The sequence below is a fragment of the Streptomyces sp. NPDC015345 genome (genome assembly GCF_043078805.1).
Taxonomy (GTDB): Bacteria; Actinomycetota; Actinomycetes; order Streptomycetales; family Streptomycetaceae; genus Streptomyces.
The window spans coordinates 996,728-1,022,571 of the sequence record NZ_JBIBTX010000003.1 but is presented as its reverse complement, the minus strand read 5'-3'; the positions used below and the strand labels follow the sequence as shown (position 1 = coordinate 1,022,571).

Annotated in this window: 25 protein-coding genes; 9 read left to right on the top strand and 16 right to left on the bottom strand. The window is 72.1% G+C overall.

Annotated elements, in window-relative coordinates; translation table 11 throughout:
* Positions 1–12: 12 nt before the first annotated feature.
* On the bottom strand, positions 13–996 hold the full coding sequence (locus tag ACF062_RS17095) for a helix-turn-helix transcriptional regulator (protein ID WP_392138795.1): 984 nt from the start codon (positions 994–996) through the stop codon (positions 13–15).
* A 232-nt stretch (positions 997–1,228) separates the two neighbouring features.
* Here ACF062_RS17095 and ACF062_RS17090 point away from each other — a divergent pair, with 232 nt between their 5' ends.
* Positions 1,229–2,638 carry an MFS transporter gene (locus ACF062_RS17090; RefSeq protein WP_392138793.1) on the top strand — a complete coding sequence of 470 codons (1,410 nt, stop codon included), beginning with the start codon at positions 1,229–1,231 and terminating at the stop codon, positions 2,636–2,638.
* 16 nt (positions 2,639–2,654) lie between these two features.
* Here ACF062_RS17090 and ACF062_RS17085 read toward each other — a convergent pair whose 3' ends face one another.
* The 4 genes from ACF062_RS17085 to ACF062_RS17070 are packed head-to-tail and all read right to left on the bottom strand — an operon-like array spanning position 2,655 to position 4,947.
* Positions 2,655–3,551: an aminoglycoside phosphotransferase family protein gene (locus ACF062_RS17085; RefSeq protein ID WP_392138791.1), complete on the bottom strand. Its 897-nt coding sequence runs from the start codon at positions 3,549–3,551 to the stop codon at positions 2,655–2,657.
* A gap of 1 nt (position 3,552) precedes the next feature.
* A complete protein-coding gene (locus ACF062_RS17080) occupies positions 3,553–3,813 on the bottom strand; it encodes a DUF397 domain-containing protein (RefSeq protein WP_392138789.1) in 261 nt (86 codons plus the stop codon).
* Between the two features lie 19 nt (positions 3,814–3,832).
* Positions 3,833–4,081 (bottom strand): DUF397 domain-containing protein, encoded by a 249-nt coding sequence (locus tag ACF062_RS17075; RefSeq protein ID WP_392138788.1) that lies wholly within the window; start codon positions 4,079–4,081, stop codon positions 3,833–3,835.
* Positions 4,078–4,947, bottom strand: a complete 870-nt coding sequence (locus ACF062_RS17070) for a helix-turn-helix domain-containing protein (RefSeq protein ID WP_392138786.1) — start codon at positions 4,945–4,947, stop codon at positions 4,078–4,080. The genes ACF062_RS17075 and ACF062_RS17070 overlap by 4 nt, the downstream gene beginning before the upstream one ends.
* A 130-nt stretch (positions 4,948–5,077) precedes the next feature.
* Between ACF062_RS17070 and ACF062_RS17065 the strand changes: the two genes are divergently transcribed.
* Positions 5,078–5,503 (top strand): ATP-binding protein, encoded by a 426-nt coding sequence (locus tag ACF062_RS17065; RefSeq protein ID WP_392138784.1) that lies wholly within the window; start codon positions 5,078–5,080, stop codon positions 5,501–5,503.
* Positions 5,504–5,633: 130 nt separating this feature from the next.
* Positions 5,634–6,689, top strand: coding sequence for a methyltransferase (locus ACF062_RS17060; protein WP_392138912.1), 1,056 nt, complete (start codon positions 5,634–5,636; stop codon positions 6,687–6,689).
* A 12-nt stretch (positions 6,690–6,701) separates the two neighbouring features.
* Here ACF062_RS17060 and ACF062_RS17055 read toward each other — a convergent pair whose 3' ends face one another.
* The 3 genes from ACF062_RS17055 to ACF062_RS17045 all read right to left on the bottom strand — a co-directional run bounded on the left by ACF062_RS17055 (position 6,702) and on the right by ACF062_RS17045 (position 8,770).
* Positions 6,702–7,172 carry an MSMEG_6728 family protein gene (locus ACF062_RS17055; protein WP_392138782.1) on the bottom strand — a complete coding sequence of 157 codons (471 nt, stop codon included), beginning with the start codon at positions 7,170–7,172 and terminating at the stop codon, positions 6,702–6,704.
* A 172-nt stretch (positions 7,173–7,344) separates the two neighbouring features.
* On the bottom strand, positions 7,345–7,488 hold the full coding sequence (locus ACF062_RS17050; RefSeq protein WP_392138780.1) for a hypothetical protein: 144 nt from the start codon (positions 7,486–7,488) through the stop codon (positions 7,345–7,347).
* 109 nt (positions 7,489–7,597) lie between these two features.
* Entirely contained in the window at positions 7,598–8,770 is a 1,173-nt protein-coding gene (locus ACF062_RS17045) for a lipase family protein (protein ID WP_392138779.1), read from the bottom strand.
* Positions 8,771–8,982: 212 nt separating this feature from the next.
* On the opposite strand from ACF062_RS17045, the gene ACF062_RS17040 reads away from it, so the two are divergent.
* Complete coding sequence (locus ACF062_RS17040) at positions 8,983–9,816, top strand: tetratricopeptide repeat protein (protein ID WP_392138777.1); 834 nt, start codon at positions 8,983–8,985, stop codon at positions 9,814–9,816.
* Here ACF062_RS17040 and ACF062_RS17035 read toward each other — a convergent pair.
* Entirely contained in the window at positions 9,702–10,841 is a 1,140-nt protein-coding gene (locus tag ACF062_RS17035) for an AraC family transcriptional regulator (RefSeq protein WP_392138775.1), read from the bottom strand. The genes ACF062_RS17040 and ACF062_RS17035 overlap by 115 nt on opposite strands.
* 99 nt (positions 10,842–10,940) lie before the next feature.
* Between ACF062_RS17035 and ACF062_RS17030 the strand changes: the two genes are divergently transcribed.
* Entirely contained in the window at positions 10,941–12,722 is a 1,782-nt protein-coding gene (locus ACF062_RS17030) for an AMP-dependent synthetase/ligase (RefSeq protein ID WP_392138773.1), read from the top strand.
* Positions 12,723–12,893: 171 nt separating this feature from the next.
* Here ACF062_RS17030 and ACF062_RS17025 read toward each other — a convergent pair whose 3' ends face one another.
* Both ACF062_RS17025 and ACF062_RS17020 read right to left on the bottom strand, forming a co-directional pair.
* On the bottom strand, positions 12,894–13,208 hold the full coding sequence (locus ACF062_RS17025) for an AzlD domain-containing protein (protein ID WP_223776095.1): 315 nt from the start codon (positions 13,206–13,208) through the stop codon (positions 12,894–12,896).
* A complete protein-coding gene (locus ACF062_RS17020; RefSeq protein WP_392138771.1) occupies positions 13,205–13,981 on the bottom strand; it encodes an AzlC family ABC transporter permease in 777 nt (258 codons plus the stop codon). Before ACF062_RS17020 ends, ACF062_RS17025 begins: the two co-directional genes overlap by 4 nt.
* 132 nt (positions 13,982–14,113) lie before the next feature.
* Between ACF062_RS17020 and ACF062_RS17015 the strand changes: the two genes are divergently transcribed.
* Complete coding sequence (locus tag ACF062_RS17015) at positions 14,114–14,677, top strand: helix-turn-helix domain-containing protein (protein WP_392138769.1); 564 nt, start codon at positions 14,114–14,116, stop codon at positions 14,675–14,677.
* A gap of 149 nt (positions 14,678–14,826) precedes the next feature.
* Here the strand turns inward: ACF062_RS17015 and ACF062_RS17010 are convergent, their stop codons facing one another.
* A complete protein-coding gene (locus ACF062_RS17010) occupies positions 14,827–15,030 on the bottom strand; it encodes a cold-shock protein (protein WP_006138897.1) in 204 nt (67 codons plus the stop codon).
* A 337-nt stretch (positions 15,031–15,367) separates the two neighbouring features.
* On the opposite strand from ACF062_RS17010, the gene ACF062_RS17005 reads away from it, so the two are divergent.
* Together ACF062_RS17005 and ACF062_RS17000 are read left to right on the top strand one after the other, a co-directional pair.
* Entirely contained in the window at positions 15,368–16,222 is an 855-nt protein-coding gene (locus tag ACF062_RS17005; RefSeq protein ID WP_392138910.1) for a menaquinone biosynthetic enzyme MqnA/MqnD family protein, read from the top strand.
* 370 nt (positions 16,223–16,592) lie between these two features.
* The gene (locus ACF062_RS17000) at positions 16,593–18,275 is read left to right on the top strand and encodes a protein kinase (protein WP_392138767.1); all 1,683 of its coding nucleotides are present in this window, start codon (positions 16,593–16,595) and stop codon (positions 18,273–18,275) included.
* A gap of 259 nt (positions 18,276–18,534) precedes the next feature.
* Here the strand turns inward: ACF062_RS17000 and ACF062_RS16995 are convergent, their stop codons facing one another.
* On the bottom strand, positions 18,535–23,292 hold the full coding sequence (locus ACF062_RS16995; RefSeq protein WP_392138765.1) for an FtsK/SpoIIIE domain-containing protein: 4,758 nt from the start codon (positions 23,290–23,292) through the stop codon (positions 18,535–18,537).
* A gap of 258 nt (positions 23,293–23,550) precedes the next feature.
* On the opposite strand from ACF062_RS16995, the gene ACF062_RS16990 reads away from it, so the two are divergent.
* Positions 23,551–23,850, top strand: a complete 300-nt coding sequence (locus ACF062_RS16990; RefSeq protein WP_392138763.1) for a WXG100 family type VII secretion target — start codon at positions 23,551–23,553, stop codon at positions 23,848–23,850.
* Between the two features lie 94 nt (positions 23,851–23,944).
* Here the strand turns inward: ACF062_RS16990 and ACF062_RS16985 are convergent, their stop codons facing one another.
* From ACF062_RS16985 to ACF062_RS16975, 3 genes are read right to left on the bottom strand one after another with little or no spacing between them, the layout of a single operon-like run.
* A complete protein-coding gene (locus ACF062_RS16985) occupies positions 23,945–24,547 on the bottom strand; it encodes a hypothetical protein (RefSeq protein ID WP_392138761.1) in 603 nt (200 codons plus the stop codon).
* On the bottom strand, positions 24,544–25,242 hold the full coding sequence (locus tag ACF062_RS16980; RefSeq protein WP_392138759.1) for a hypothetical protein: 699 nt from the start codon (positions 25,240–25,242) through the stop codon (positions 24,544–24,546). Before ACF062_RS16980 ends, ACF062_RS16985 begins: the two co-directional genes overlap by 4 nt.
* Positions 25,242–25,820 carry a hypothetical protein gene (locus ACF062_RS16975; RefSeq protein WP_392138757.1) on the bottom strand — a complete coding sequence of 193 codons (579 nt, stop codon included), beginning with the start codon at positions 25,818–25,820 and terminating at the stop codon, positions 25,242–25,244. The genes ACF062_RS16980 and ACF062_RS16975 overlap by 1 nt, the downstream gene beginning before the upstream one ends.
* Between the last annotated feature and the right edge of the window lie 24 nt (positions 25,821–25,844).

Genomic DNA, 25,844 nt, shown 5'->3' with positions numbered 1-25,844 from the left:
CGCGGGAGGGGCTCACTCGGTGGCGCCGCCGTCCGCCGGGACGAGCGCGTGCATGGCTCTCTCGTCCGGGGAGCCCGGCTTGGCCTGGTAGACCACCATGCGCTGGCCGCCCGTCCTAGCCAGCTTCATCACCTCGTACGTGAGGGTCATCGCGCCGACCCGCGGATGGGCGAAGGACTTGGTGCCGCCGCCGCGCTCGCGTACGTCGTAGCGCTCCCAGATGCGGGCGAAGTCCGGTGACTTGAGGAGCAGTTCGCCGACGAGGTTCGTCAGGCGGGGTGAGTCCGGGTCCGTGCCGCCGACCGCGCGCAGGTGTGCGACCGAGGTGGCGACCGTCTCCTCCCACGGCTGGTAGAGCGTGCGGCCCACCGGGTGCAGGAAGAGGTAGCGGGTGAGGTTGCGCTGCTCGGCGGGCCACTCCCACAGGCCGGGCAGCAGCGCCCTGGCGGGGGCGTTGGCGGCCAGCATGTAGCTGTGCCGGTTGTTGACGTACGCGGGCAGCGGGGCCAGCGCGTCCAGCATGCGCATGGTGGACTCGCGGACCGTGTCGTCGGCCATGGGGTGTGGTTCCGTCAGGCGGCCCGAGGCCAGCTCGGCCAGTTCGTGCAGGCGTTCGTGGGCGTCGCCCGTCAGTCGCAGGGCGCGGGCCAGGGCGTCGATGACGGCGGGGGAGGGGTTCGTCTCCCGGCCGCGCTCCAGGCGTGTGTAGTAGTCGACGCTCACCCCGGCGAGGGTCGCCAGTTCCTCGCGGCGCAGGCCGGGCGTGCGGCGCAGCCCGGTGCCCGCCGGGAGGCCCGCTTCGGCGGGGGTGACGCGGGCGCGGCGGGCGCGGAGGTATCTGCCCAGTTCGGTGCCGGTGCCGGTGCCGGTGCCGGTGCCGGTGCCAGTGCGCGTGGCGGTGCCCGTGCCGGTGCCTGTACCCGTACCCGTGCCGGTGCCGGTGCCGGTGCCTGTGCCGGTGGCCACGGCCGTGGCGTGCGGTGTGCTGTCCGTCATCCGTCCATTGTCCTCGGCGGGCCGCGGCCGTGGGGGGCCGTGTCAGGGCCAGGAACACGGCGGTCTGCCGCGCCGGCCGCGCCGGGCGGAGAGTGAGTGGCGTCGCGGGCGGCACGGCCACCGGGGCCCAGGGGGCGCGTCGTCGCCGGGCCGCGGCCCCGGTGGCCGTCCCCGCCCGCGCTCACGTCACATCCCTGTTTCGCCCCGCAGTGGGCCCCACCGTAGGAGCACGATGTCCGTCACGCTCACGCCCGTCCCGGGCCCGGTACGTACGGAGGCCGGCCCCTCCGTCGCTTCTCGCCGCTCGGGGTCGCCCGCCGCCCTGCTCGCGTCCCTGCTCGGCTTCAGCGTCATCACCATCGACGTCACGGCCGTGAACATCGCGCTGCCCGACATCCGCGCCGACCTGCACGGCGGCATGGCGGGCCTCCAGTGGGTCGTCGACGCGTACACGCTCATGTTCGCCGCGCTGATGCTCTCTGCGGGGGCGCTCGCCGACCGGGCGGGGGCGCGGCGGGCGTACGCCTGGGGGGTGGGACTCTTCACCGCGGCCTCGCTGGCCTGCGCCCTCGCGCCCGGCATCGGCTCGCTGATCGCCGCCCGCGTCGCGCAGGGCGGGGCCGCCGCCATCGTGATGCCCGCCTCGCTCGCCCTGATCCGCCAGGCGTACGACGATCCGCGCCTGCGGGCCCGTGCCATCGCGCTGTGGACGGTGGGCGGCTCGGCGGCGGTCGCGGTCGGACCGGTGCTCGGCGGCATCCTCACGGAGAGCGCCGGGTGGCGCGCGGTCTTCCTGCTGAACCTCCCGGTGGGCGCGGTGATCCTGGCTCTCCTGGCCCGTACCGCCCGCTCGCCCCGCCGCCCCGCGCCGCTCGACCTCGCGGGGCAGGTGAGTGCCGTGCTGGCCCTCGCCGGGCTCGCGTTCGCCGTCATCGAGGGCGGTCACCTGGGGTGGGCGCATCCGTCCGTGCTCGTCGCGGCCGCCGTGGCCGTCGGCTCCGCGTTCGCCTTCCACGCCGCCGAGAAGCGGCACCGCGCGCCCATGGTCCCGCTGGGCCTGCTGCGGCAGCGGCAGGTCTCGATCGCCCTCGCGGTCGGCTTCGCCATCAACGCCGGGTTCTACGGCGTGACGTTCCTCCTCGGCCTCTACTACCAGCAGCTGCGCGGCATGTCGGGTGTCGCGGCGGGCCTGATGTTCGTGCCGATGGCCGCCTTCGTCACCGGTACGAACCTCGTCTCGCCGCGCCTCGCCGAGCGCATCGGCCGCCGCCGGGTCGTCGTCATCGGCCAGGCGGTGCTGGCCGTGGCCATGTTCGCCCTGCTGCCGCTGGCACCGCACACCCCGCTGTGGCTCGTCCTGGCGCTGCTCATCCCGTCCGGCATCGGCGGCGCGCTCGCGGTCCCCGCGCTCACCGCCCAGCTCATTGACAGCGTCCCCGGCGAGCGCGCAGGCACGGCCTCCGGGCTCCTCAACTCCCTGCGCCAGACGGGCGGCGCGCTGTCCGTCGCCCTCTTCGGCGCCCTCCTCGCGGGCACCGGCGACGCGTTCTCCCTGCCGGGGATGCGCGTCGGGCTCCTGGTGGCGGGGCTCACCCTGTGCGCCACCACCGCCCTCGCGGCGTGGCTGCTGCCGAGGGACTGACCGGCCGCCGGGCCCGTCAGCCGTCCGCCACCACCCGGCGCAGCGCTGCCCGGCCCGCATGGCCCCACGTGACCTTGCCGCCGGGCAGGCCGCGGTCGCCGGCGCGGCCGATGCCGATCAGGGCGAGGCTGTGCAGGATCGCCCGCCCCCGGGCGCGGCGGACCGCCGCGTCGTCGGCGTGCGCGTACGCCGCGAAGAAGCGGGATGCCTGGCCATCCGGCAGCAGCATCCACGCCGCCGCGAGGTCGATGGCCGGGTCGCCCGCGCACAGCTCGCCGAAGTCCAGCACCCCGGAGAGGGCGTCGTCCGTGACGACGACGTTGGCGGGGTGCAGGTCGCAGTGGAGCCACACGGGCGGCCCCTGCGGGCCCGGCGCCGCCACCGCGTCCTCCCACACGGCCCGTACACCGGGCGGTACGTCGTCGGCGACCTCCCGCACCTGCCGCTCGAACACCTCGGTGAGCGTGTCCAGCGGCGCGGTCCGGCCCGGATTCGACGGGGCGTCGCCGGGCGCCGGCTCGTGCAGCTCCCGCAGGAAGCCCGCGAGGGTGTCGGCCGCGCGGCCGCCCTGCGCGGGGGTGAGCGGCGTACGGTCCGCGGGTACGCCCTTGAGCCACTTCACGATGGTCCACGGCTGGGGGAAGAGGACGGACGGCTCCCCGAGGCGAAGGGGCGCGGGAACGGGCAGCGGCAACCGCATGGCCAGCTCCGGCAACCACCGGTGCTCTTTGCGGATGAGGGCGGGGGCACGTTCCGTACGGGGCAGCCGCAGCGCCAATTCACCGCCGAGCCGCCAGAGTTCGTTGTCCCAGCCTCTGATGGGTGGGTGGATGTCCAGGTCCGCGAGGTCGGGGTGCTGGTCCTTGAGGAGGGCGTGGATCAGGGAGGCGTCGGGGGGGCGGTCGCTGTGCATGTCAGAGGGTGGGGGTGGTAGTGGCGTAGGCGAGGAAGTGGGTCCAGGGGGTGGGGGTGACGGTGAGGGTGGGGCCGTTGCCGTGGTGCTGTTTGGAGTCGCGGATGTGGATGGCGTGGGGGCAGGGGGACACCTCGACGCATTCGCCGCCGGCGCCGCCGCTGTGGCTGGACTTCCGCCAGAGGTAACTGACTTCGAGGCATTCACCACCCTCGCCGGTGCTGTAGCTGCTCTTGAACCAGTCGCGCTCGGTGTCGTTCATCGTTCCCCCAGCATGGGTGTCACGGGGTGGTGGCGTAGGCGAGGAAGTGGGTCCAGGGGGTGGGCGTGACGGTGAGTATGGGGCCGGTGCCGTCGTGCTGCTTGGAGTCGCGGATGTGGATGGCGTGGGGGCAGGAGGCCACCTCCACGCATTCGCCTCCGCCTCCGCTGCTGTAGCTTGATGTCCGCCATGCGTAGGCGACTTCGAGGCATTCGCCGCCGCCGCCGCTGCTGTAGCTGGACTTGAACCAGGCAAGTTTCTCAGTCATTGGTCTCCCAGCATCTTCTCGATCAGGGTCAATGAATCGCGGGGCGTGAGCGCCTCCGATTGCAGGATTCCATAGCGGACAGCCAGTACGCGGACTTCCTCCGGAACGGTGACCAACCGCGGGTACGTGTGGATCTCCATGTATGCCACCTGCTGTTGCTTCTTGTCCGTGAGGAGGGTGAACGGGCCATCCAGGCTCGGCTGTTCCTCACGGATCAGTGGCATCACCTGCAGTTGCACCGTGCGCATGCCTCCGATCTGCAGCAGCTTACGGAGCTGTTCCTCGTGGACGGCCTTCCCGCCGATCGGACGCAGCAACACGCTCTCGTCCAGGATGAAGCTGAACGTCGGGGATGGCCAGGGGTCGAAGATCCGCTGCCGGTCGAGGCGGTCCGCGACGCGCTTCTCGATGGTCTGCTCGCTCAGCAGTGGTTTCCACTGGGCGAACATGGCTCGGGCGTACGCCTCGGTCTGCAACAGGCCGGGCACAGACTGGTTGGTGTACACGTACAGCTGGACGGCCTGCGCCTCCAAGCTCGCGTACCCCCGATACCACTCCGGGTGCCTGGTCCGCGCCTTCTTCTGCGCCTCCCGTACGTCCTCGATCGCCGCCAGCAGCACCCCGTCCGCCCCCAGTAACGGATCTGCCAGTTCCAGGAACTCCGGCTGCGGCGTACGGACACCGCGCTCCATCGCCGAGATCAGGTCCTCCCCGCAGTGCGCCGCTGCCCCGAGGTCCCTCTGACTCATCCCCGCGCGGACGCGCAGCACCTTGAGTTGCTTCCCCACCGCCCTGAAGAGATGTGCCGTGCCGTCCTCCTCGGCGGGCCGCTCCGGGCGCCGCTCCTCCGGTTCCGAGTTCGCCATGTGCACGTACCGCCTTCACCCGATGGTCACGGCCGACAACCCGACAAGGAGCCCGGCGTACCCGTACGGTTACGGGGAGTCGCGCTGTCGCTGCTGGTCAGCGTAGAACCGACCCACCACGCTCAGTGACATGAATCAACGAATCCCCACCCCCACGGGAGAGTTCACCGCGTTCCGGCAGCTGCTCAGCGCCACCCCCAGAGGCGCTCGTCTCGCCCGGCGGCTGGCCCTGCACCAGCTGGAAACCTGGGGGTTCCCCCACGGCGGCGACGTGTCCGACGCGGCCGCGCTCATCGTGGCCGAGCTGGCGGCGAACGCCATCACGCACGGCCGGGTCGCCGGGCGGGACTTCGAGCTGCGGCTGACCCGGCGGGAGCCGAACACGCTGCGTATCGAGGTCGCCGACGCACGCGGTGACCGGCTGCCCCGCTGCTGGCCCGGCGAAGCGGAGGACGACGCGGGGCGCGGGCTGTGCCTCGTCGCGGCGTTGGCCACCGTCTGGGGTGTCACCGAGCGGAAGGTCGGCAAGGCGGTCTGGGCCGAGCTGACGATGTGACCGGTTGACGCGCGGAACTTTCGTTCAAGACGCGGACACGGAAGTGGGCCATGGTGAGGGCGTCCGTCCAACACCCCAGTAGGCGACAAGACATGGAGGGCAGCCGCCCGTGGTGAACGTCGACACAGACATGGCCGACCGCGACCTCATCGTCCGGATCGCGTTCGGAAGCATGGCCGCGCAGACCCTGCGCGCGGCGATCAGCCTGAGGGTCGTCGAGCTGATCGGCGACGGGCGGCGCGCGGCGGCCGACGTCGCCGCCGACGCGGGAGCCGAGCCGCAGCCCATGACGCGGCTGCTGCGGGCCCTGGCCGGCCTCGGCCTGGTGCGGGAGCACACTCCCGGGACCTTCTCCGTGACGCGCGCGGGGACGCTGCTCGACCCCGGACGGGCCGACTCGCTCACGTCGTTCGTACGGATGTTCACCGATCCGGCGCTGACACGGGCCTGGGAGCACCTGGACGGCAGCGTCCGTACCGGGAAGACCGCCTTCGACGGCGTCTTCGGCACGGACTTCTTCGGTCACCTGGCCCGGCACCCGGAGCTGTCGGCGGAGTTCAACGCGGCGATGAGCCAGGCCGCGGGGGAGGCCGCCGCCGCGCTGCCCCGCGCGTACGACTTCGGCCGGTTCACGGCGGTCGCCGACGTGGGCGGCGGTGACGGCACGCTGCTGACGGGGGTGCTCGCCGCGTACCCGGCGCTGCGCGGTGTCCTGTACGACACGGAGGAGGGGCTCGCCCAGGCTCCGCAGACGCTGGCGCGGCATGGGCTGACCGGCCGCTGCTCCGTGGTCGCCGGGGACTTCTTCCGCGCGGTGCCGAAGGGCGCGGATGCCTACCTGGTGAAGAGCATCCTGCACGACTGGACCGACGACCAGGCGGTCACGATCCTCGGCCACTGCCGCGAGGCGCTGCCGCCCGGCGGCCGCGTCCTGATCCTGGAGCCGGTGCTCCCCGAGGTCGTGGACCCGGGGCCCGAGCCCGGCCTGACCGAGGCCGCGCTCACCCACCTGAGTGACCTCAACATGCTGGTGAACGTCGGCGGCCGCGAACGCACCCGCCGCGACTTCGATGACGTCTGCGCCCGCGCGGGCCTGCGCGTCACCTCTGTCACGCCGCTGAGGGAGGCGGCACCGTTCTCCGTCATAGAGGCCGAGCCCGTGGGCCGCGTCCCCCGCACCCCCTGAGGGCCGGGAAAGCTACGAGGAGTCCCGGTCGGAGGCCGGCCAGAGGTAGGGCAGATCGTCGGGGACGCCCGGGAAGAGGGCGGCGTAGAACTCCGGTGCCTTGCGTTTCAGCGCGGACTGGTGGCTTCGGTGGAAGGCGGGGTCCCCGAGCCAGGGAGGGAGGTCACCGGCGTCGGCGAGCTCGTCCTGGGTGCGCACGGCGGCGCCCGGACGGTGCCGGGTGAAGTCCGTGACGAGCGTGGTGGCGCACGTATCGGCGCGGCCCCCCTCCACCCACACCGCGCACACGTCGAGGCCGTAGCGGACTAAGGCCTCCTCGTACCCGGTCCACATGCGCACCGCGGGGTGGTGGCGCCAGCCGTAGCCCGGCACGGTCAGGCCGCGCAGTACCTGGAGGGCCTCGACCCGCTGCTTGCCCAGGCGCGCCCGGTCCAGGGCCGTGGCGGACCGCGTGAAGTCGGGGTAGGGGAGAAAGGTCTGCACGCTGAAGGCCTACCGCGGCAGGCCCGTCCCCATACGGGCGGTACGGGTGGACCGCCCGTATGGGGACCGCCGTGAGCTGCCGTGCGGGCAGGGCGAGGACCGCGGGCAGGTCCAGGCGCGGGGCCGCTCGACCATGCCCTCGACGGTCAGCGTCCAGGCGTCGGCGACGCGGTCATCGGGCGGCACCCTCCGTCGGACGGTCGGGTGTGGCCGCCGGGTCCGCCGGCTGTCCCAGCGGCGCCACGTCGGACGACTTCATCGCCAGGACGAACAGGGCCAGCATGATCAGGGACACTGCGGTGGGTGCCAGGAGCACGATGAGAATTCCCCCCGGGTTCTCGAAGTCTCTGCGGGCGAACCTCAAGATCCTATGAGGGGCGGTGCGGAGCCGCCCACTTCTTTTCCGGGGGGATCAGCGGTGTGGTCTAGCAGTTGGGCCGTGACGGCCTGCCCTCGAAGCGGTCCGCCAGCCACCGCGTCGCCAGTGGCGACTGCGTGATGACGCCGCTGACGTGCTCGCCGAGCGGGATGGTGTGCCACTCCACGTCCGCGCCCCGCGCGCACCAGTCCTCGCGGACCTGTCGGCCCACGCCGTAGGGGATCAGCTCGTCGGCGAGCGCGTGGTAGAGGTACACCGGCGCGGCCGGTTTCGCCGTGCCGACCCGCGACTCCTTCAGCCGCTGCCGCCAGTCCGGCTCGTCGAGCGGGTTCTTCGTGGTCATCGAGTCGATCGTCTTGAAGGAGCCGAGCACCGCGCCGTCCGCCACGCAGGTGTTCTTCATGGCGCCGACGAGTGTCCTGCCGAGCGGGTTCAGGTAGGAGTCGAGGCGCAGTTCGGGGAACGCCGCGTTCTGGCCGATCGCCGCCATGAAGATCAGCCCCGAGCCGTACGAACCGTCGTTGAAGTCCGCCACCTTCATCAGGTCGCCGGGTACGCCGCCGGTCGCCGTGCCCTTGACGTCGAGCTCGGGTGCGTACGAACCGTGCAGCTCGGCCGCCCACGAGGAGGCCTGGCCGCCCTGCGAGTAGCCCATGATCCCGACGGGTGTGTCCTCGCCGAGTCCCGCCTCGGGGAGGCGGATCGCGGCGCGGGCCGCGTCGAGCATGGCGTGACCGGCCGAGCGGCCCACCGTGTAGGTGTGGTCGCCTGGGGTGCCGAGGCCCTCGTAGTCGGTGACGGCCACCGCCCAGCCGCGCAGGGTGAGCTGCTGGATGAGGTTGGCTTCGAGGGCGGTCCCCTTCGGGAAGTTCGCGCTGGGCGCGCAGTGGTCGCCGACGCCGACCGTCCCCACGGCGTACGTGATCAGAGGGCGCGGGCCCGTCCTGCCGTCCTGGGGCACGACGACCGTGCCCGACACGGTGGTGGGCTCGCCCGTGGCCGTGGTCGAGCGGTAGTGGATCTTCCAGGCCCGGGTGTTCGTCGGCTGGCCCGGCAGGGGGTGGAAGGCGCTCGGCTCCGAGCGCACGATGTCGCCGGGGGCGGCCGGGCCGCTCTCCTTCGCGTGGGCGGTGCCGAGCGGGACGACGGCCGACAGGCCGAGGGCGACCACCGCGGCCGCCGCGACCCACGGTCCTCTGAGGCTGGTGCGTATGCGCATGCGGCTCTCCCAACTGTCCGTGAGGGGTGGGATGTGCGGCCTCGACCGTAGTGACACACGGGGGAGCGGAGGGCTGACCGGGACGCTCAGCTTCGTTGACCTCGGCTCGCAGGTATCCGGCGCACGGGCGCGGCGCTACTTTGACGAAGGGGGCGCCGCCGTGCCGCGCGCCGGGAACGGACCGACCATCCGACGCCGAACGGAGACCCACCATGCCGGAAGCGAACAGTCCACGCCGGCCCGCACGGTTCGAGCAGGCACTTGAGTGCTTCCGCGAGGCGCGCGACCTGACCGACCCCGAGGCCTCGCCGGGGGTCTACGGCGTCATCCTGCACGACATCGCCGACACCTACCGCGACGCCCAGGATTTCAAGGAGGCCGCCGAGCACTTCCGGCAGGCCGTCTCGTACAAGGAGCGTGCCGACAACCCCGGCGACCTCGCCACCACGATGACCGCCCTCGCCAACACCCTGGCCTCGATGGGCGAGGCCGCCGAGGCGCGCGAGGTCCTGGAGCGGCTGGCCGGGCAGGTCCCGAAGATCGCGGACACCGAGCGGCGGGCCGCCGTACTGCACAACATGGGCCTCAGCCACGAGGAGTTGGGCCGCCTCGGGCTCGAAGGGGCGTACGCCGACGCGGTGGCCGCCTATCAGGCCGTGCTCGCCCTGATCGACGGCGAGAGCGACCCCGGCTGGTACGCGACCGTCCTCAAGGACATCGGCGACGCCTACGCATCGCAGGAGATGCTGCCGCAGGCCCACGCCTCGTACACGGAAGCCGTGCGGTACACGCGGCGCATTGGGGAGACACCCGCCTCGCTGATCACCGTCCTGATCGCTCTCGGCCGCACCAGCAGGCGGCTCGGCAGGCTGGAGGGGGAGGCCGAGGGCGGGGCGGCGGTGAACGGGTCGGTGCGTGAACCGGGTGCGTCTCAGGCGGACGCGGGTGTCCCCGGCGCCGCCCCGCCGAGCGACGCGTCCCCCGCCGACACCGGACCCCTCGACGCCCCGCCCCTCGACGTCCCGCCGTCCCGCGACGAGCCGTAGCGCGGCGGGGTCCCGCGAGGCTGTCGTTCCCTCTCCGTGCGGTACGCGCCCGGCGTCGTCCCCGTCCAGCGGCGGAACGCCCGGTGGAAGGCGGTGTCCTCGGAGAAGCCGAGCCGCGCCGCCAGTTCGGCGATCGGCTCGCCGCCCTCCGCGAGGCCCGCGATCGCCGCGTCCCGCCGCACCGCGTCCTTCAGCCGCTGGTATGACGTGGCCTCCTCGGCGAGGCGGCGGCGCAGCGTCGCCGGGCTCACCGCGAGCCGCGCCGCGATCTCGCCCAGCGAGGGGAGGCGGGGCGAGGAGCGCAGGGACCGCGCGAGGGCGCGGCCCACCTGTTCGGCGACCGTCGTGCCGTACTCGCGGCGGCTGAGCAGCTCGAAGGGCGCGCGGCGCAGCATCTCGTCCAGCGCCGCCTCGTCCCTGACCAGCGGCGCGTCCAGCCAGTGCGCGGGGAACCCGGCACCGGTGCGCTCCGCCCCGAACCGCACGGGGCAGCCGAAGAGCATCTCGTACTCGTCCCGGTGCGGGGGCGGCGGATGCCGGAACTCGGCCCAGCGCAGCGGGATGCGGCGGCCGATGAGCCAGCTGCACAGGCGGTGCCAGATGATGAGGAGGCACTCGGCGAGGAAGTAGTCCTCTTCGAGGTCGCTGCGGACGCCGAACACGGCTTCCGGGCCGGGGCGTTCCAGGCTCAGGTCGGGGCCGCCGGGGAAGAGCCCGTAGAACGTGGCGCCGCGCCGCACCGCCGCTCCGAGGTCGGCGCAGCCCAGCGAGGCGTGGCACATCATGGCGAAGGTGCCGGGCCTGCTGACGGCGGAGCCGAGGCCGAGGAACTCGTCCTGCGTGGCGCGGTACAGCTCCCGGAAGAGCCGCGCGAACTGCGGGGCCGTGACCCGCGCCCGGTCGTCGCCGAGGAGCAGCGGCGGGATCTGGGCCTCCCGCAGCAGCGGCACGGTGTCCAGGCCATGCCGCTGTGCGCCGCGCAGCACGGCCCGCACATGGTGCACGGTGATCGTCCGCCTGGCCATGTACACGACGGTAGCGCCCGCCGCGCTGAGCGCCCAGGCCGGTGCCGCTGACGTTTCGGGTCATCCCGTACGCGGGGTGCGCTCCCTAGCGTCGTACGCATGGAGCAGACGCGGAACAACGCCGTGAAGCCGTCCGAACTGCCGGAAACCTTGAGCATGCTGGCCGAGTGGGCGGCCGAACGGTACGGCACGCTGCCCGCCCTGCGGTACCGGCGCGACGGGGCGTGGACCACGCTCTCCTACACCGGTCTGCGGGACGCCGCGCGCCGCCTGGGCCGCGCCCTGATCGCGCTCGGCGTGCGCCCCGGCGACCGCGTGGCGATCCTCGCGGAGACCCGCCCGGAGTGGACGTGCGCCCACTTCGGCGCGTTCGCGGCGGGCGCGGTCGTCGTGCCGGTCTATCCGACGGCGGGCGACGACGAGGTCGCGTGGGTCCTGGACGACTCGGGCGCCGCAGTGGTGCTCTGCGAGGACGAGGCGCAGACGGCGAAGGTCGAACGGCTGCGGGGGAAGGGGCGGCTGCCCGGGGTGCGGCAGGTGGTGCCGCTGACGCAGCCGGGCGGCGGACCTGCCGCCTCGGACGAAGCCCTCCTGGAGAGCGCACGAGGGCGGGCGGCGGCGGACCCGGCCACCATCATCTACACCTCCGGCACCACGGGCCTGCCCAAGGGCTGCCTGCTCACGCACGGGAACCTGCTCGCCGTGCAGCGCGCCACCGTGCCGGTCGTCGACGGCGGCCCCGGCGACTCCACGTACCTCTACCTGCCGCTCGCCCATCTCCTCGCCCAGCTCATCGAGTTCACGACGCTCCTCCAGGGCGGCGAGCTGACCTTCTTCGGCGGGCGCGTCGAGGACGTCGTGGCCGAACTCGCCGAGGCGCGGCCCACCCATCTGCCGTCCGTGCCCCGCCTCTTCGAGAAGGTGCGCTCGGTCGTGCTGTCCCTGGCCGAGGCGCACCAGGGCGGACGCAGACGCTTCGAGGAGGCCATCCGCATCGGGGTCCTGGCCGCCGAGGGCAGGCTGCCGCCCGGGCTGCGGGACGCGTACGAAGAGGCCGACAAGGCTCTTTACAGCCTGGTCCGGCAGGCGCTCGGCGGCCGGGTCAGGCGGGCGCTGACCGGCGGCGCGCCCATCGCGCCGGACACCGTCGACTTCCTGCGGGCCTGCGGCGTCCCCGTCTTCGAGGGGTACGGCATGACCGAGTCGGCCGGGGTCCTCACCCTCAACGTGCCGGGAGCCGTGCGGTACGGCACCGTCGGCCGGCCCGTGGACGGCGCCGAGATCCGGATCGCCGAGGACGGCGAGGTCCTCGCCCGGGGCCCCATGGTCTTCACCGGCTACCACGGCGACCCCGATGCCACGCGCGCCGCCCTCGACGACGACGGTTGGCTGCACACCGGAGACCTGGGGAAGCTGGACGAGGACGGCTACCTCACGATCACCGGCCGCAAGAAGGACCTCATCATCACCTCCGCGGGCAAGAACCTCACGCCGTCGCTCAGCGAACTCGCCGTCCAGAACTCGCGGTTCGTCTCCCGCGCCGTGATGGTCGGCGACCACCGCCCGTACCCCGTGGCGCTGATCACCCTGGACACGGAGGAGGTCACCGGCTGGGCCGCGCGCGAGGGCGTGACCCTGACCCGGCCGCTCTCCCGCGACCCCCGGGTCCGGGCCCTCGTCCAGGAGGCCGTGGACGCCGCCAACGCCACGGTCTCGCGCCCGGCCCGGCTGCGCGCGTTCGCCGTACTCGACGAGGACTTCACGGTGGAGGGCGGCCTGCTCACGCCGAGCCTGAAGGTGCGCAGACGGGCGGTCACCGAGCGGTACGCGGACGTGGTGGAGGGGCTGTACGGCGGCGCCGCCTCGTCGGGTCCGGGCTAGGGCCTGTCTGACAATTCCCGCCTGCCTCGCGACGCCATGCACGCACTCTCGCCGCACCGGGCGCAGAGCCAAGTACATCCAGTACGAGGCCCTACGCCCGGCACGCCGAGAGCACGCACCTGACGCCGCGAGGCCGCCCTCCGGGCGACGACGGGAATTGTCAGACAGGCCCTAGGCCACCCCCGCCAGCCGCAACAGCCCCGTCGCCGCCGCCGCGCCCACCACGACCACCGCGAAGGGCGCCCGGCGCCAGGCAAGGACACCGCCGACCACGACACCCGCCGGCCGCGCCCAGCCCGCGAACTCCTGGCCCTGCGTGAGCGCCCCCGTGGCGAGCAGCGCGACGAGCAGCACCGTGGCCCCCACGGTCAGCAACTCCTGCACCCGGGCGGGCAGTTCGACGCGGCCGTGCAGTACGGGCCCGGCCAGCCGGAAGGCGTACGTCCCGGCGGCGAGGACGAGGACACAGGCGAGCGTGGCGTTCACGAGGCGCTCCCGGAAGTGGTCGTGCGGGGACGGCGCGGCCCGCGGCGCGCCGCGAGGAGGCCGAGCAGGGCGAGCAGCACCGGCACCCCGGCGGGCAGCAGCGGGGCCGCGGCCACGGCGATCACCGCGCCGGCGGCCGAGGCGCGCCGGGCCGCGCTGTCGCCGCGCAGCGCGGGCAGCACCAGGGCGAGCAGCACCGCGGGGAACGCGGCGTCGAGTCCAAGGCGGTCCGTGTCACCGAGGGCGGAACCGGCGAGGGCGCCCGCGAGGACGCTGAGGTTCCACGCCGCGAACAGGCCGATGCCGGATATCCAGAAGGCGGCCTTGCGCTGCCGGCGGCCGCTCTGGGCGAGGACGAAGGCGGCCGTCTCGTCGGTGATGAGGTGCGCGCCGATCAGCCGAGCCGTCCAGGAGCGGCCGAGGTCCTCGGCGAGGGCCAGGCTGAACGCCGCCGTACGGGAGTTGAGCAGCAGTCCGGTCGCCGCCGCGGCGACGGGGCCGCCGCCCGCGGTGAGCAGACCGACCGCGCTGAACTGGGCGGAGCCCGCGTACACGAGCAGCGACATCAGAACCGGCACCCATAGCGGGAGGCCGCCCCCGACGGCGATCGCGCCGAAGGAGACGCCGACGACGGCGTCGGCGAGCCAGACGAGGGCGATGTCGCGCAGGACGCCGGGCGGGAGGTCGGAGAGGCGGACGAGACCGGAGGAGGCTGCCTCGGAGCCATCGTCCGTTCGATTTGACGGTTGATCTGTTCGGTGTGACGAACGCATGCGTCGTAGGATGAAGTGTGGGCTCGTCGTTCGTCAAGGCGAACGGATGGTCCGCTGTAGCGAACGGTGCGTCCCGGAGACGATGAGGGCTCGGGCATGCCGGAATTCAGGAGAGAGACAGGAGCCGACGACGTGACGACCGAAGGGTCCCGCCTGCCGCGCGAGTGGGTCGCCGCGGCCCTGCGCCGTGAGCGCACGAAAGCCGGGATCTCCCTCTCCGAACTGGCCAAACGCGCCGGTATCGCGAAGTCCACGCTCTCCCAGCTGGAGGCGGCCACCGGCAACCCCGGCATCGAGACGCTCTGGGCGCTGGCCGTGGCGCTCGGCGTGCCGTTCAGCGTGCTCGTGGAGTCACCCGCCCCGGCGGTGACCGTGATCCGCGCGGGTGAGGGCCCGTCCATGCGGGCCGAGGACGCGCCGTACGTGGGCACACTGCTCTCGGCGGGCCCGACCGGCGCGCGGCGCGACATCTACCACGGGGCGATGGAGCCGGGGGCGGCGCGCGAGTCCGAACCGCACATCCCGGGCTCGGTCGAACACATCGTCATCAGCACGGGCCGTCTCCTCGCGGGCCCACGCGAGGAGACGGTGGAGCTGGCCGCCGGGGACTACATGTCGTACCGGGGGGACGTGCCGCATCTCTACCGGGCCCTGGAGCCCGGCACGACGTTCGTGCTGGTCATGCAGCACGTCTGACTCGTCCGTGACCAGGGACGGCCCGGGGAAAAGGCAGGAGCCCCGCTTCCTCCGCTCGCGCGGAGGAGCAGGGCTCCTTGGGTACTGCATCCATGTCCGGATCAAGTCACCGGAGCGAATCACACGCCCCACTCAGGTGAGGCGCCCGATCACATCGGGGTGACGTTCTCCGCCTGCGGACCCTTCGGGCCCTGCGTCACGTCGAAGCTGACGGCCTGGTTCTCCTCGAGGGAGCGGAAGCCGTTCGCGTTGATCGCGGAGTAGTGGACGAAGACGTCCGGGCCGCCGCCTTCCTGGGCGATGAATCCAAAGCCCTTTTCAGCGTTGAACCACTTCACGGTTCCGGTAGCCATAAGCCCTCCTTGGGCCAAAGGGTTGCCCTGCTCCAGAACCAGCGATTGTTAAAACAACTGCATAAGTCTGAAAAAGACGAGAGCCTACGGGGTCACATGCTCCGCAGGCTCTGTACTGCAAGGGAAACCAAACTGCAACTTGCGGCGAGCTTAGCACGCAGGCAGGGGAATGCAATAGGGGGCAAAGATCACGTCACCCGGAGGTTTGAAGGGACTCCCGAGGGGGTTGACAGGACGCGGAAGGGACCCGGCGCCTGCACCGTACCGCACGGGGGCTAGCCTCCCCGATGTGGACAATTCTCCCCTGGACGCCTTTGCGGGGGCAGGCGCCGAACAGCTGCCCGACTCCCGTCGCACTCCTCGGCCGCGCGTCGGCCACATCCAGTTCCTGAACTGCATGCCCTTGTACTGGGGGCTCGCACGGACCGGGACGCTCCTCGACTTCGAGCTGACGAAGGACACCCCCGAGAAGCTCAGCGAGCAGCTCGTGCGGGGCGAGCTCGACATCGCCCCCGTCACCCTCGTCGAGTTCCTCAGGAACGCGGACGACCTCGTCGCCTTCCCCGACCTCGCGGTCGGCTGCGACGGCCCCGTCATGTCCTGCGTGATCGTCTCGCAGGTGCCGCTGGACCAGCTTGACGGGGCGCGCGTCGCGCTCGGCTCGACCTCGCGCACATCCGTACGGCTCGCGCAGCTGCTGCTCGCCGAGCGGTACGGCGTACGGCCCGACTACTACTCCTGCCCGCCCGACCTGGGCCTGATGATGCGGGAGGCGGACGCCGCCGTCCTCATCGGCGACGCCGCGCTGCGCGCGAATCTGATCGACGCGCCCCGGCTCGGGCTCGACGTCTACGACCTGGGCCAGATGTGGAAGGAGTGGACGGGCCTGCCGTTCGTCTTCGCCGTCTGGGCCGCCCGGCGCGACTACGCGGAACGTGAGCCGGAGGTGGTGCGCCAGGTGCACCAGGCCTTCCTCTCCTCCCGCGACCTCTCCCTCGAGGAGGTCACGAAGGTCGCCGAGCAGGCCGCCCGCTGGGAGTCCTTCGACGCCGAGGTCCTGGAGCGGTACTTCACGACGCTGGACTTCCGCTTCGGTGCCGCGCAGCTGGAGGGCGTCACCGAGTTCGCCCGCCGGGTCGGCCCGACGACGGGCTTCCCGGCGGATGTCGACGTACGGCTGCTGGAGGCCTGACCGGTGGTCCGGTGGGGGGAGGCGGTGACGAAATCGGGGGCGACCGTCCTTCGGCCATCGGCCGGTTTCGTTCACCGCGGGATATCGCCGCCGCCATGAGCGGCGCAGGCGTCGTAATAGTTCTTGATAGCGCTTGACGTCCGGATAGTTCTCGGCGTCCGGATTGCGCACCGGTATCGCTCCGATGAACAGCGGGTGGTAATTGGTGGGGCGGCTGTTGCCGCCCGCTCCGCGGTTATCGGCGGGAATGCGTGCGGGGCCGCTGCCCGCGCCGCACGCGCACTACGCTGATCCGCAGTGGTAAGGCGCGCGGGATGTCCGGTGGATGCCCGGGGGATGTCCGGTGGCGCGCCGGGGGGAGGCCAACGACATGCGTCCGCTCGAAGCCGGCGAACCCACCGTGATCGGTCCCTACCGGCTGCTCGGCCGGCTCGGTTCGGGCGGCATGGGCCGCGTCTATCTGGGCCGCAGCGAGGGCGGCCGCACCGTCGCGGTCAAGATCGTGCACCCGCACTTCGCGCTCGACGAGGAGTTCCGCGCCCGCTTCCGGAACGAGGTCGAGGCGGCCCGCCTGGTGGGCGGCGACTGGACGGCGCCCGTCCTGGACGCCGACCCGGACGCCGCCGTGCCGTGGGTCGCCACGGGGTACGCGGCCGGCCCCTCGCTCACCGAGGCGGTCCGCGAGGGCGGCCCGCTGCCCGCCCACTCCGTACGCGTCCTCGGCGCGGGCCTCGCCGAGGCGCTGGCGCACGTGCACGGCCTCGGGCTCGTCCACCGGGACGTGAAGCCCTCGAACGTCCTGCTCACTCTCGACGGGCCACGTCTCATCGACTTCGGCATCGCCCGCGCCACCGACGGCACGGCCTCGCTCACCGCCACCGGCGTCTCCGTCGGCTCGCCCGGCTACATGGCACCCGAGCAGATCCTCGGCAAGGGCGTCACGGGCGCGGCGGACGTCTTCTCCCTGGGGGCCGTCCTGGTCTACGGGGCGACGGGGCAGTCACCCTTCTCCGGCGACTCGTCGGCCGCGCTGCTCTACAAGGTGGTCCACGAGGAGCCGGAGCTCGGCGCCCTCGACGGCGGTGTACGGGACCTCGCCGCCGCCTGCCTCGCCAAGGACCCGGCCGCGCGGCCCGCCCCCGAGGACCTGGCCCGCCGCCTCGCCCCTGAGGGCGCCGCCCGGCTCGTGGCGGCCGGGTGGCTGCCGGGGCCCGTGGTGGAGCGGGTGAGCCGCGGCGCGGTACGGCTCCTTGACCTGGACACGGGGGCGGGGGCGGCATCGCCGGACGCGGCGTCCGGGCCGGTGTCGTTCGACTCCGTGGCGGTGCGGGGAGGTTTCGACGCGCCGCCGGAAGGATTGCCCGCACCGCCCTCGGACGGCGCGGGATTCGGGCCGCCCGACCCTTCGTACGGCGACTCCCACGCGCCCACCGGGCCCACCGCGCCTCCCGCGGCCCCCAGGCACTCGCTCTCCGTCTCGGTGGCCGCGACGTCGGCGCCCGAAGGTCCGGACGGACGCGGCCGCAAGGTGAGTTGCACGGTGGCCCTCGCCGTGGCCGGGGTGATGGCCGCCGTCACGGTGGGCTCGGCGTTCGTCTTCGGGATGCTGCCCGGCGACGACCACGCCTCGGACAACGCGGACGGAACGACCCGGCCCCCGGCGGCGACGGGCGCGCCCAGCCCCACCGGGCCGGCCACCGGCAAGGTCCCGCCGTCCTACCTCGGTACATGGCGCGGCAAGGCGGCGGCGAGCGGCGGCACGATCCCCCTCGGCACCTTCGAGGTCACCCTGCGCCAGGCGAAGCCGGGCGGGCGGGTCGGCACGGTCGTACAGCACGACCTGATCGGCAACACCTGCGAGGACGTACTCACCCTGAAGTCGGCCACGGAGAAGGAACTGGTGGCGACGGGCAAGGGCGCCCCGTCGAACGGCGGCCAGTGCGCGCAGACGCCCCACACGGTCCACCTCCGCCCCGACGGCAAGAACCTCACGTACACGTCGGACGATCCGGACGCGGGGGATCCGAGGGCGCGGCTGGCTCGGGTGGAGTGAGGAGGCGCTCGCGCCACTGGGCACGCACGTCGTACAGCCACCCGGCCACGACCAGGCACAGGAAAGTCGCAGCGCCGCGCCCGCGCCCGGAAGCGCCGCAACGGTCCAGAGCGCCGAACGCGGCTTGCGGCGGCGCCCGCGCCACATCTCACCGGCCCGGCGAATGGGGCCGAGGACGAGCGCCGCGGACCCCACGAGCAGGCAGACGGCCACATGCGGGCGAAGCCCACGGAGCGCGGGGCCTCCATGAGCCCCGCCCCTACAACGGTGTCGTCAGCGTGGCCAGTTCGCCATTGCCCAGGTGCAGCATGCCCTTGCCCGGTGCCACCGGACCGCCGACCACACTGCGCGAGATCCGCAGACCGATGAGGTCACCGCTGGAGCTGTCCTGCGGGGAGAGCAGGATCCCGCGGCGGCCCTTCTTCGCCTCGACCTGCCAGCCCGAGAAGCCGCTGCACACGTCCTCCTCGTCACCGGCGAGGACCATCGCGAGGCCCTGGTCGGCGCCGCGCTGGATGATCCGCTTGAACTGGCTCGCGGCGTCGGCGTCCTCCAGCATCTCGGCGTCGTCGATGAGGACGACCACCGGGTCCTCCCGGGACGCGTCCGCCTCCTCGATCAGCTCCTCGAACTCGTCCTCGTCGATGTCGTCACCGGTGAAGACCTTCAGCACGCCCTCCGTGCCCTCCAGCTCACGCAGCGGCGACTGGCGCGGGGCGGCGACGATGAGGCGTACGCCCTGGGCGCGGAACGACCGCGCCATGTTCATCAGCACCGTGGAGCGCCCCGACTTGGCCGGACCGGCGATGACGAAGGCGGGCACGCCCTCCGCGAGGTCCGGCCCGTACCCCATGACCTCGTCGCCGCCGATGCCGACCAGCGCCCACAGCTTGGAGCGCGAGGCCTCCGGGTCGCGCAGCTCCCACGCCTCCTCGAAGGAGATGCGGCTCGGCAGCGTGTCCACGCGGAACGGCCTGCGGTGGCGCGGCACATCGGCGTCGCGGGCCGCGGCCTGCTCACCGATCGCGGCGATGGCGGCGGCCTGCCCCTGACCGGTGACGTCGCCGGAGAGCAGCGCGAACTGCGTCTCCGTACCCGTCTCGTTCCTGAAGGCGCGGCCCGGCGGGATCTCCTCGGGGACCTTACGGGCGGGGATGCCGAGCATCGAGAAGTCGGAGCGGTCCGCGAGGCGCAGGCCGTACTTGTCCTCGGTGAGGGAGGAGATGCGGCCCACCAGGATCTGCCGGTCACCCGTCATCACCATGTGGATGCCGACGCTCGCGCCCTCCCGCATGATCGTCGTGATCTCGTCGGTGAGCGAACCGTGGTCGATCTCGCCGAGCGTGGGCAGCCAGCCCTCCCACCGGTCGAGCAGTACGACGAGGTGCGGCAGCCGCTCGTCCTCGGCGGCGTCGGCCCGCTGTTCGCCGATGTCCGCGTAGCCCTTGTCGGCCAGCAGGTCCTGGCGTCGGGTCAGTTCGCCCTTGAGCCGGTTGATGAGCCGGACGACCCGCTCGGTCTGGTTGCGGCCGACGACGGCGCCGCAGTGCGGCAGCCGGGTCAGCGCGTTGAGCGCGCCGTTGCCGCAGTCGATGCCGTACAGGTGGACGTCGGCGCTGGAGTGCGTGCGCGCCAGGGAGCCCGCGATGGTACGGAGCACCTGGGAGCGGCCGGAGCGCGGGGCGCCGCCGATCATCAGGTGGCCGAAGGTCGCGAAGTCCACGACGACCGGGCGGCGCGCCTGGTCGGCGGGCAGATCCTCGATGCCGTACGCGGCGGGCGCGAGGGAGCCGGGCGCCGTGCGGGCCGCGGGGAGCGGGATCTCGTCGAGCAGCAGGGTCTCGCCGAGCGCGGGCAGCCACGGGCTGTGCTGGGCGGGGATGCCGAGGGTCCGGTTGGCCTCGATGATGGTGTCGACCAGGACCTTCAGGTCGGTGATCTCCTCCTCCTCGCGGGCCTCGGCCTTCGGCTTCACCAGCGAGGCGCGGCCGAGCGCCGACCAGTCCAAAGCGTCGACCCAGGGCGCGAGCGCCGTCGGGTCGGCGGCGCCGGGCCGGCGGCCACCGACGCGTCCCGACTGGAAGGGCACGAGCGAGGCGTGCCCGAGACGCACGTAGGCGCGGCCCGGGGTGCTCTTGCTGATGTGCCCGGCCTCGGGGGAGTCGATGACGTCACTGGACTCGCCGCCGTCGGTCACGCGCAGCGCGATGCGGAGGTTGGTGTTGGCGCGGATCTCGGGGGAGACGACGCCGGAGGGCCGCTGCGTGGCGAGGAGCAGGTGGATGCCGAGCGAACGGCCCCGCTGGGCGATGTTGACGAGCCCGGTGACGAAGTCCGGCAGGTCACGGACCATGGAGGCGAACTCGTCGATGACGATGAGGAGCCGGGGCACGGGCGGGTGCGACGGATCGCGCCGCACGAGGTCCTGGTAGTCCTCGATGTCCTTCGCGTCGGCGTCGGCGAGGATGTGCTCGCGCCGCTTCAGCTCGGCGCCCAGTGATTCGAGGGCGCGCTCGACGAGGTGCGCGTCGAGGTCGGTGACCATGCCGACGGTGTGCGGCAGCTTCACACAGTCCTTGAACGCGGACCCGCCCTTGTAGTCGACGAGGACGAACGTCATGTTCTCGGGTGTGTTGGCCACGGCGAGGGCCGCCACGATCGTCTGGAGCAGTTCCGACTTACCGGAACCGGTCGTACCGGCGATCAGGCCGTGCGGGCCGTCCTTGCGCATGTCGATGCCGAACGGACCGTCGTACGACTCACCGATGACCGCCATCGTCGACTGGCCGCCCGCCTGCCAGCGTGCCGTGATCGCGCCGGGCGTCGGCGGCTCCAGCTGGAGCACGTCGAGCAGTCGGCTGGACGCCGGCAGGGCGGAGTCCTCCGTCTCCCCGCTGATGTCGCGCAGCGGCGAGACGGCCCGCGCCAGACGCAGGCACCAGGAGGGCGACACGAAGTCCGGGCGTACGTCCTTCAGGCGCTCGGCGCCCGCCATCTCGACGCGCAGCCGCAGCTCGCGCGGTGCGCCGGCCTGGCCGGGGTCGGGTGCGGTGCTGTGCCACGCCTGGAAGGACGGGAAGCCGCCACCTGCGGGCGGCCGGGGCACGCCGCCCTGCGGCGGGGCGGCGAGAGCACGTCCCGCCGCGGCCGGGACACCGGTGAGTTCTCGAGGCTTCGGCTCGGCGACGACGAAGGCCAGGCACTCACCCGGCAGGAACCGTTCCTCGGTGTCGAGGCAGAGCGCGTACATGCCCACGGAAGGGCCCTCGCGCAGCAGCCGCACCACACCGGGCAGGGAACGCAGCCGCCGCGCCCCGTCCCACACCACGACGATGTCGGGGTCGGCGAAGTTCGCGCCCTGGCCCCTGTTCTCCTCCAGGGCCTTCAGACGCGCGTCGAGGATCTGCGTCAGCTCACCGATGCGGGCGCCGACGGTCTCGGCGTCCGTGCCGATGAGTACGTTGACGTCCTGCCCGCCCGACGGCCGCGCGTGCGGCAGCCAGCGCACCCAGTCCCAGCTCTCCCTGGCGGAGTTCTCGGTCAGGACGTAGAACTGCACGTCCATCGGGCTGTGCAGCGTCGCGGCCTGGGCCACCGCCCAGCGGCCGAGCGCGGCCGCGGAGTCGTCGGGTCCGGCGATGCCGATGACGCCGAGGCCCTTCAGAGGCAGCGCGACGGGCGCGTCCTCGATGTGCCACGTCACCTGGCGCCGGTGGTCGTCCTTCTCCGGGTCGTCGAGGACGACCTCGGAGGGCAGCCGGCCGGTGCCGAAGCGCAGGAGCAGATGGTCGGCGTCGGTCCGCCGCCGCTCCCACAGGCGGGTGCGGGGCCCGGTGCCGAGCGCGAGGACGGCCGCGGGGTCGGGGATGGCCTGACGCCGGTCCATCCGCTCGGCGACCAGCGCGTCCCGCGCGTCCTTCTCGATCCGCGCCTTGGTCTCCTTGTACTCCTTGACCTGCTTCGCATGGGACTTGCGCCCGTGCTTCTTGTCCATGAAGTAGTTGCCGAAGAGCATGATCGGGCTGAGCCCCGCCATGATCAGGTAGTACCAGCGATCAAAGATCATCGCGGCGACGACGGCACCGACCAGCGGGAACAGCGCCATCAGCCAGGGCAGCGGGCGCGCCTCGAACTCCCTTGGCGGGGACGGCAGCCGGAAGGTCGTCTGCCGCTCGGGCGGCCGCAGCCGCGGGGGCCGGTTGTAGTCGAGGCCGGCGCCGTCCTCGGACCACTTCAGGGCGGCGTTCGGAGGGGAGTAGCGCGTGAGTTCGAGGAGGGTGTTGCCGAGGGCTATCTGGGCGCCGAGGGGCCACGGCACCGTATCGAGCCGCCCCTTCGCACGGGCCTTCGCCCGCGCCTCCTTGCGCTCCTTCCACTCCTTGCGCTCTTGCTTCTCCCGCTTCTCCCGCGCCTTCCGGTCCTTCTTGGACTCTCCCTCGGGCGGGGTCGCCCCGGCCGGTTCGGGCTCTTCCTTCTCCACGCCGAACGGCTCGCCGTCGAGGGTTACGCCCTCCTTGTCCTTCTCCTCCCCGTGCAGCGTGACTTGGCAGGTGCCATCAGTTGCAACTGACAACGTCAGGGCGCGGGCGGGCATCTCCGGATCGTCGATACGGACGTACGAGGCGGGCCCGCTGCCGATGTCGTAGCGCCCGATCCCGAGCCGGTGCACGGACCCCGCGGAGGGCCCACTGGCGACGCGCAGCTCGACCAGACCGGAGGGCTCGCCCGGCAGACAGCCCGCCGGGTCGTCGAGACTGACGACGGCGCCCTCGCGCAGCGGCGAGGTGACGACGGTGGCCGTCGGATCGACCGCGTACCCGTCCACGTAGATCACCGGGGCACCGCCGGCGGGCGTCTGCTGACCGTGTCCGATGGGGATGACCTGCGCACCGCTGTGGCCGACCTGCCGGGCCAGTTCCACCGCGATGTCCCGCACGGTGGACTCGGGATCGGCGTCGAGGACCACGTCGGCGGAGCCTCCGCCGAACGGATCGACGACGGTCAGAGTCAGGCGCACGACGGTCCTCCCCGGAGCTGGACAATGGCTGTGACGATAGCCGCTCCACCCTTCCCACAGGCAACGCCCTGTGCACCGGCTCATACCGGAACCGGGCGCGCCGTCATAGCAGACCTGTGACTCAACCGGGCTGCGTTCCCGTTCGCCTCACCCGTAAGCTGCTGGCGCAAGAGCGGACGATCACATCATCCGTCTCGCATCCGTCTTACGGGAGCCACGGGGGTTGGCCCTGCGGCGAGTTGATTAGGAGAGAGCCTCATGGCCAAGGACCTTGATGTCACATATCAGGACATGCGTGATGCGGCCAAGCACGTGGTCAAGGAGAAGGACAAGCTCAACGAGAAGCTGGACGGCCTGAAGAAGTACATCAAGAACCTCGTCGAGACGGGCTTCGTCACCAAGAGCGCCTCGAAGGCGTTCGACGAGAACTTCGACGACTTCGTCGAGGGCGCGAAGAAGACCCTCGAGGGCCTGGACGGCATGGGCGACTACCTGACCAACGCCGCGGACAAGTACGAGCAGATCGATGACGAGCTGGGCAAGGCCGCGCGGAAGTAGCGGAAGCGGTCTGCCGTTCGAGAGGGGCGACGGAGGTCATTCCGTCGCCCCTCCGCCGTGCAGACCTCAACCGAGCCGTCCGGGCAGCCCCGGTTCACGTGGCGCCCTTCCGGGCAGGGCGCACCCACCGCAACGAGTGCGCGATGGCCTCACACAGCTCGCCCATGGAACTCTCGACGCCGCTCACGGGCACGGAGAACGCCAGCAGCAGGTACCCGGCTCCGCCGGGCATCTGGACATACAGGTCCAGCGTCGTCGTCGAACTGACACGGACCGTCTTCCCGGCGGGGAGATCCACCAGGGTGACCTCTGCGCCGCTGCCCCTGCGGGCGGCGAGGGAGTCCCCCAGCTCCGAAGGTTCGGTGTGCGGGACTCCGGACAACGGGAGCGGGGAAACCAGGAGAGTGGCCGGTGTCGCCGCGTCAGTGGTGGCCTCCGACCGGAGGAAGACCTCCAGCGCACCGTGAGCCGCACCGCTCTCCGCGGTGTTGCGCAGGGCGGTCCACAGGCCCTGCCTGGCCTCCTCGGACATGCGGCGGCGCGCGGCCTGCTGATCGACGAACTTCTTCAGCTGTGGGCGCCAGCGGTCGAGCGTGAGGTCGATGCGGAACCAGTCCCGGGGGACGAGCAACTGGTAGTCCTCGGGAGGTTCTTCCAGGCACGCGGACTCATGGGGAGCGCGTGGCGAGCCGGTCACCTGTCGGTCTCCAAAGGGGTGCCCCTGGTGTCGATCAGCGTGCCGTCGGCGTCGAACAGGCGCAGGCTCTTCGCCACCCCCGCGAACATCGAGGAGAAGACGTCCCAGCCCTCCTGAGTGGGTGTGCTCATCTCCAGTACGACGGCTGTGCCGTTGCGGAGCGGTACTTGCAGATTGATGAAGGAGCTCCAGAAGGGCTCCTGCTCCCCGGACGGGGTCAGCGCGGCGTCGATGGCCGCTTGTCGCGTACCGATCCACGAGACGGCCGGCCCACAGGGGAGGGTGACCTCGGAGACGTCACCGTGCCCCAGCCCGCGCAGGGCCTCCGCCGTCCTGGAGACCGGGCTGATCAGCGCCTCCTCCGCGATGTCGACGAGCGAGACGTTCACCGTGGCGGTGCAGCGTGCGCCGTCCACCTCGGTGATGACGAACCCGGAGTACTGGACTCCGGCGTCGACCAACTCGTCGTAGGTGGAGGCGCACAAGGCGGCCCACCGGTACTGCATGTCCGGGGTGCCCTTGGGCATGATCTTCTTTGCCAGCTCGATGAGCTGATCGGCGAGGTCGTCGTGGGACTCCGCCTCGGTCGGCAGCTCGAAGAAGCCTTCGGGCATGACCCACCGGACGTGGACCAGTTCCCCGTTGGCCGCGGAGGTGACCGCGGGGGTCGCCGTCCCGGTCGTCACCGAGGTCATCAGAACTTGTTCCTCTCGGGCAGCTCCAGCTCGTCCGCGTCGGGGTGGAAGTTGGCCGCGAACGTATAGGGACCGTAATGCGGATAGAAAGCCGGGACCTCGGCCCCGCCTTCCGCGGCGATGTGCGAGATCTTCCGGTAGGCAGCCGCCCTGGCCCGGACCTTCTGACGTGCGCGGTTGCCCCACTGGCGGATCAGCGTCACGACGAAGTACAGGACGAAGAGCCCGACGACGGCTCCTGCCCCCGCGTAGAAGAGCTTCTGGTTCTCACTGGACTCCCAGTGCTGTACGTAGCCTCCCCAGTAGACGAAGAGGCCCATGAGCACGAGGGCCAAGGGGTAGCCGGCCCTCTTTCCCGCACTGGTCAGCTGCGCCTCGTCGATGTGGCGCAGGCGCAGCATCTTGAGGACGGCCTCGTCGTCCAGAAAGTCGAACCGCAGCCTGCGACCCTCGGCCTCGGCGGCCTGACGAGCCGCCGGGACCGCCGCGAAGACCTCGCCGGGGATCATCTTCCTGACGATTCCCCCGCGCGCTCTGTACTCCCACGCCCCGGGTTCGTGTGCGGTCTCGTCAGCCATGTCAATCGTCTCCTTCGCTGGGGC

Excerpts from the sequence above, each read along its gene's own strand:
- ACF062_RS17070 (WP_392138786.1), bottom strand. The coding sequence starts at position 4,947 with ATGGCGAACTCGGAACCGGAGGAGCGGCGCCCGGAGCGGCCCGCCGAG.
- ACF062_RS17060 (WP_392138912.1), top strand. The coding sequence starts at position 5,634 with ATGGCCGACCGCGACCTCATCGTCCGGATCGCGTTCGGAAGCATGGCC.
- ACF062_RS17080 (WP_392138789.1), bottom strand. The coding sequence starts at position 3,813 with ATGAACGACACCGAGCGCGACTGGTTCAAGAGCAGCTACAGCACCGGC.
- ACF062_RS17000 (WP_392138767.1), top strand. The coding sequence starts at position 16,593 with ATGCGTCCGCTCGAAGCCGGCGAACCCACCGTGATCGGTCCCTACCGG.
- ACF062_RS16990 (WP_392138763.1), top strand. The coding sequence starts at position 23,551 with ATGGCCAAGGACCTTGATGTCACATATCAGGACATGCGTGATGCGGCC.
- ACF062_RS16975 (WP_392138757.1), bottom strand. The coding sequence starts at position 25,820 with ATGGCTGACGAGACCGCACACGAACCCGGGGCGTGGGAGTACAGAGCG.
- ACF062_RS17045 (WP_392138779.1), bottom strand. The coding sequence starts at position 8,770 with ATGCGCATACGCACCAGCCTCAGAGGACCGTGGGTCGCGGCGGCCGCG.
- ACF062_RS17095 (WP_392138795.1), bottom strand. The coding sequence starts at position 996 with ATGACGGACAGCACACCGCACGCCACGGCCGTGGCCACCGGCACAGGC.
- ACF062_RS17040 (WP_392138777.1), top strand. The coding sequence starts at position 8,983 with ATGCCGGAAGCGAACAGTCCACGCCGGCCCGCACGGTTCGAGCAGGCA.
- ACF062_RS17035 (WP_392138775.1), bottom strand. The coding sequence starts at position 10,841 with ATGGCCAGGCGGACGATCACCGTGCACCATGTGCGGGCCGTGCTGCGC.
- ACF062_RS17090 (WP_392138793.1), top strand. The coding sequence starts at position 1,229 with ATGTCCGTCACGCTCACGCCCGTCCCGGGCCCGGTACGTACGGAGGCC.
- ACF062_RS17020 (WP_392138771.1), bottom strand. The coding sequence starts at position 13,981 with ATGCGTTCGTCACACCGAACAGATCAACCGTCAAATCGAACGGACGAT.
- ACF062_RS17085 (WP_392138791.1), bottom strand. The coding sequence starts at position 3,551 with ATGCACAGCGACCGCCCCCCCGACGCCTCCCTGATCCACGCCCTCCTC.
- ACF062_RS17010 (WP_006138897.1), bottom strand. The coding sequence starts at position 15,030 with ATGGCTACCGGAACCGTGAAGTGGTTCAACGCTGAAAAGGGCTTTGGA.
- ACF062_RS17075 (WP_392138788.1), bottom strand. The coding sequence starts at position 4,081 with ATGACTGAGAAACTTGCCTGGTTCAAGTCCAGCTACAGCAGCGGCGGC.
- ACF062_RS16980 (WP_392138759.1), bottom strand. The coding sequence starts at position 25,242 with ATGACCTCGGTGACGACCGGGACGGCGACCCCCGCGGTCACCTCCGCG.
- ACF062_RS17030 (WP_392138773.1), top strand. The coding sequence starts at position 10,941 with ATGGAGCAGACGCGGAACAACGCCGTGAAGCCGTCCGAACTGCCGGAA.
- ACF062_RS17065 (WP_392138784.1), top strand. The coding sequence starts at position 5,078 with ATGAATCAACGAATCCCCACCCCCACGGGAGAGTTCACCGCGTTCCGG.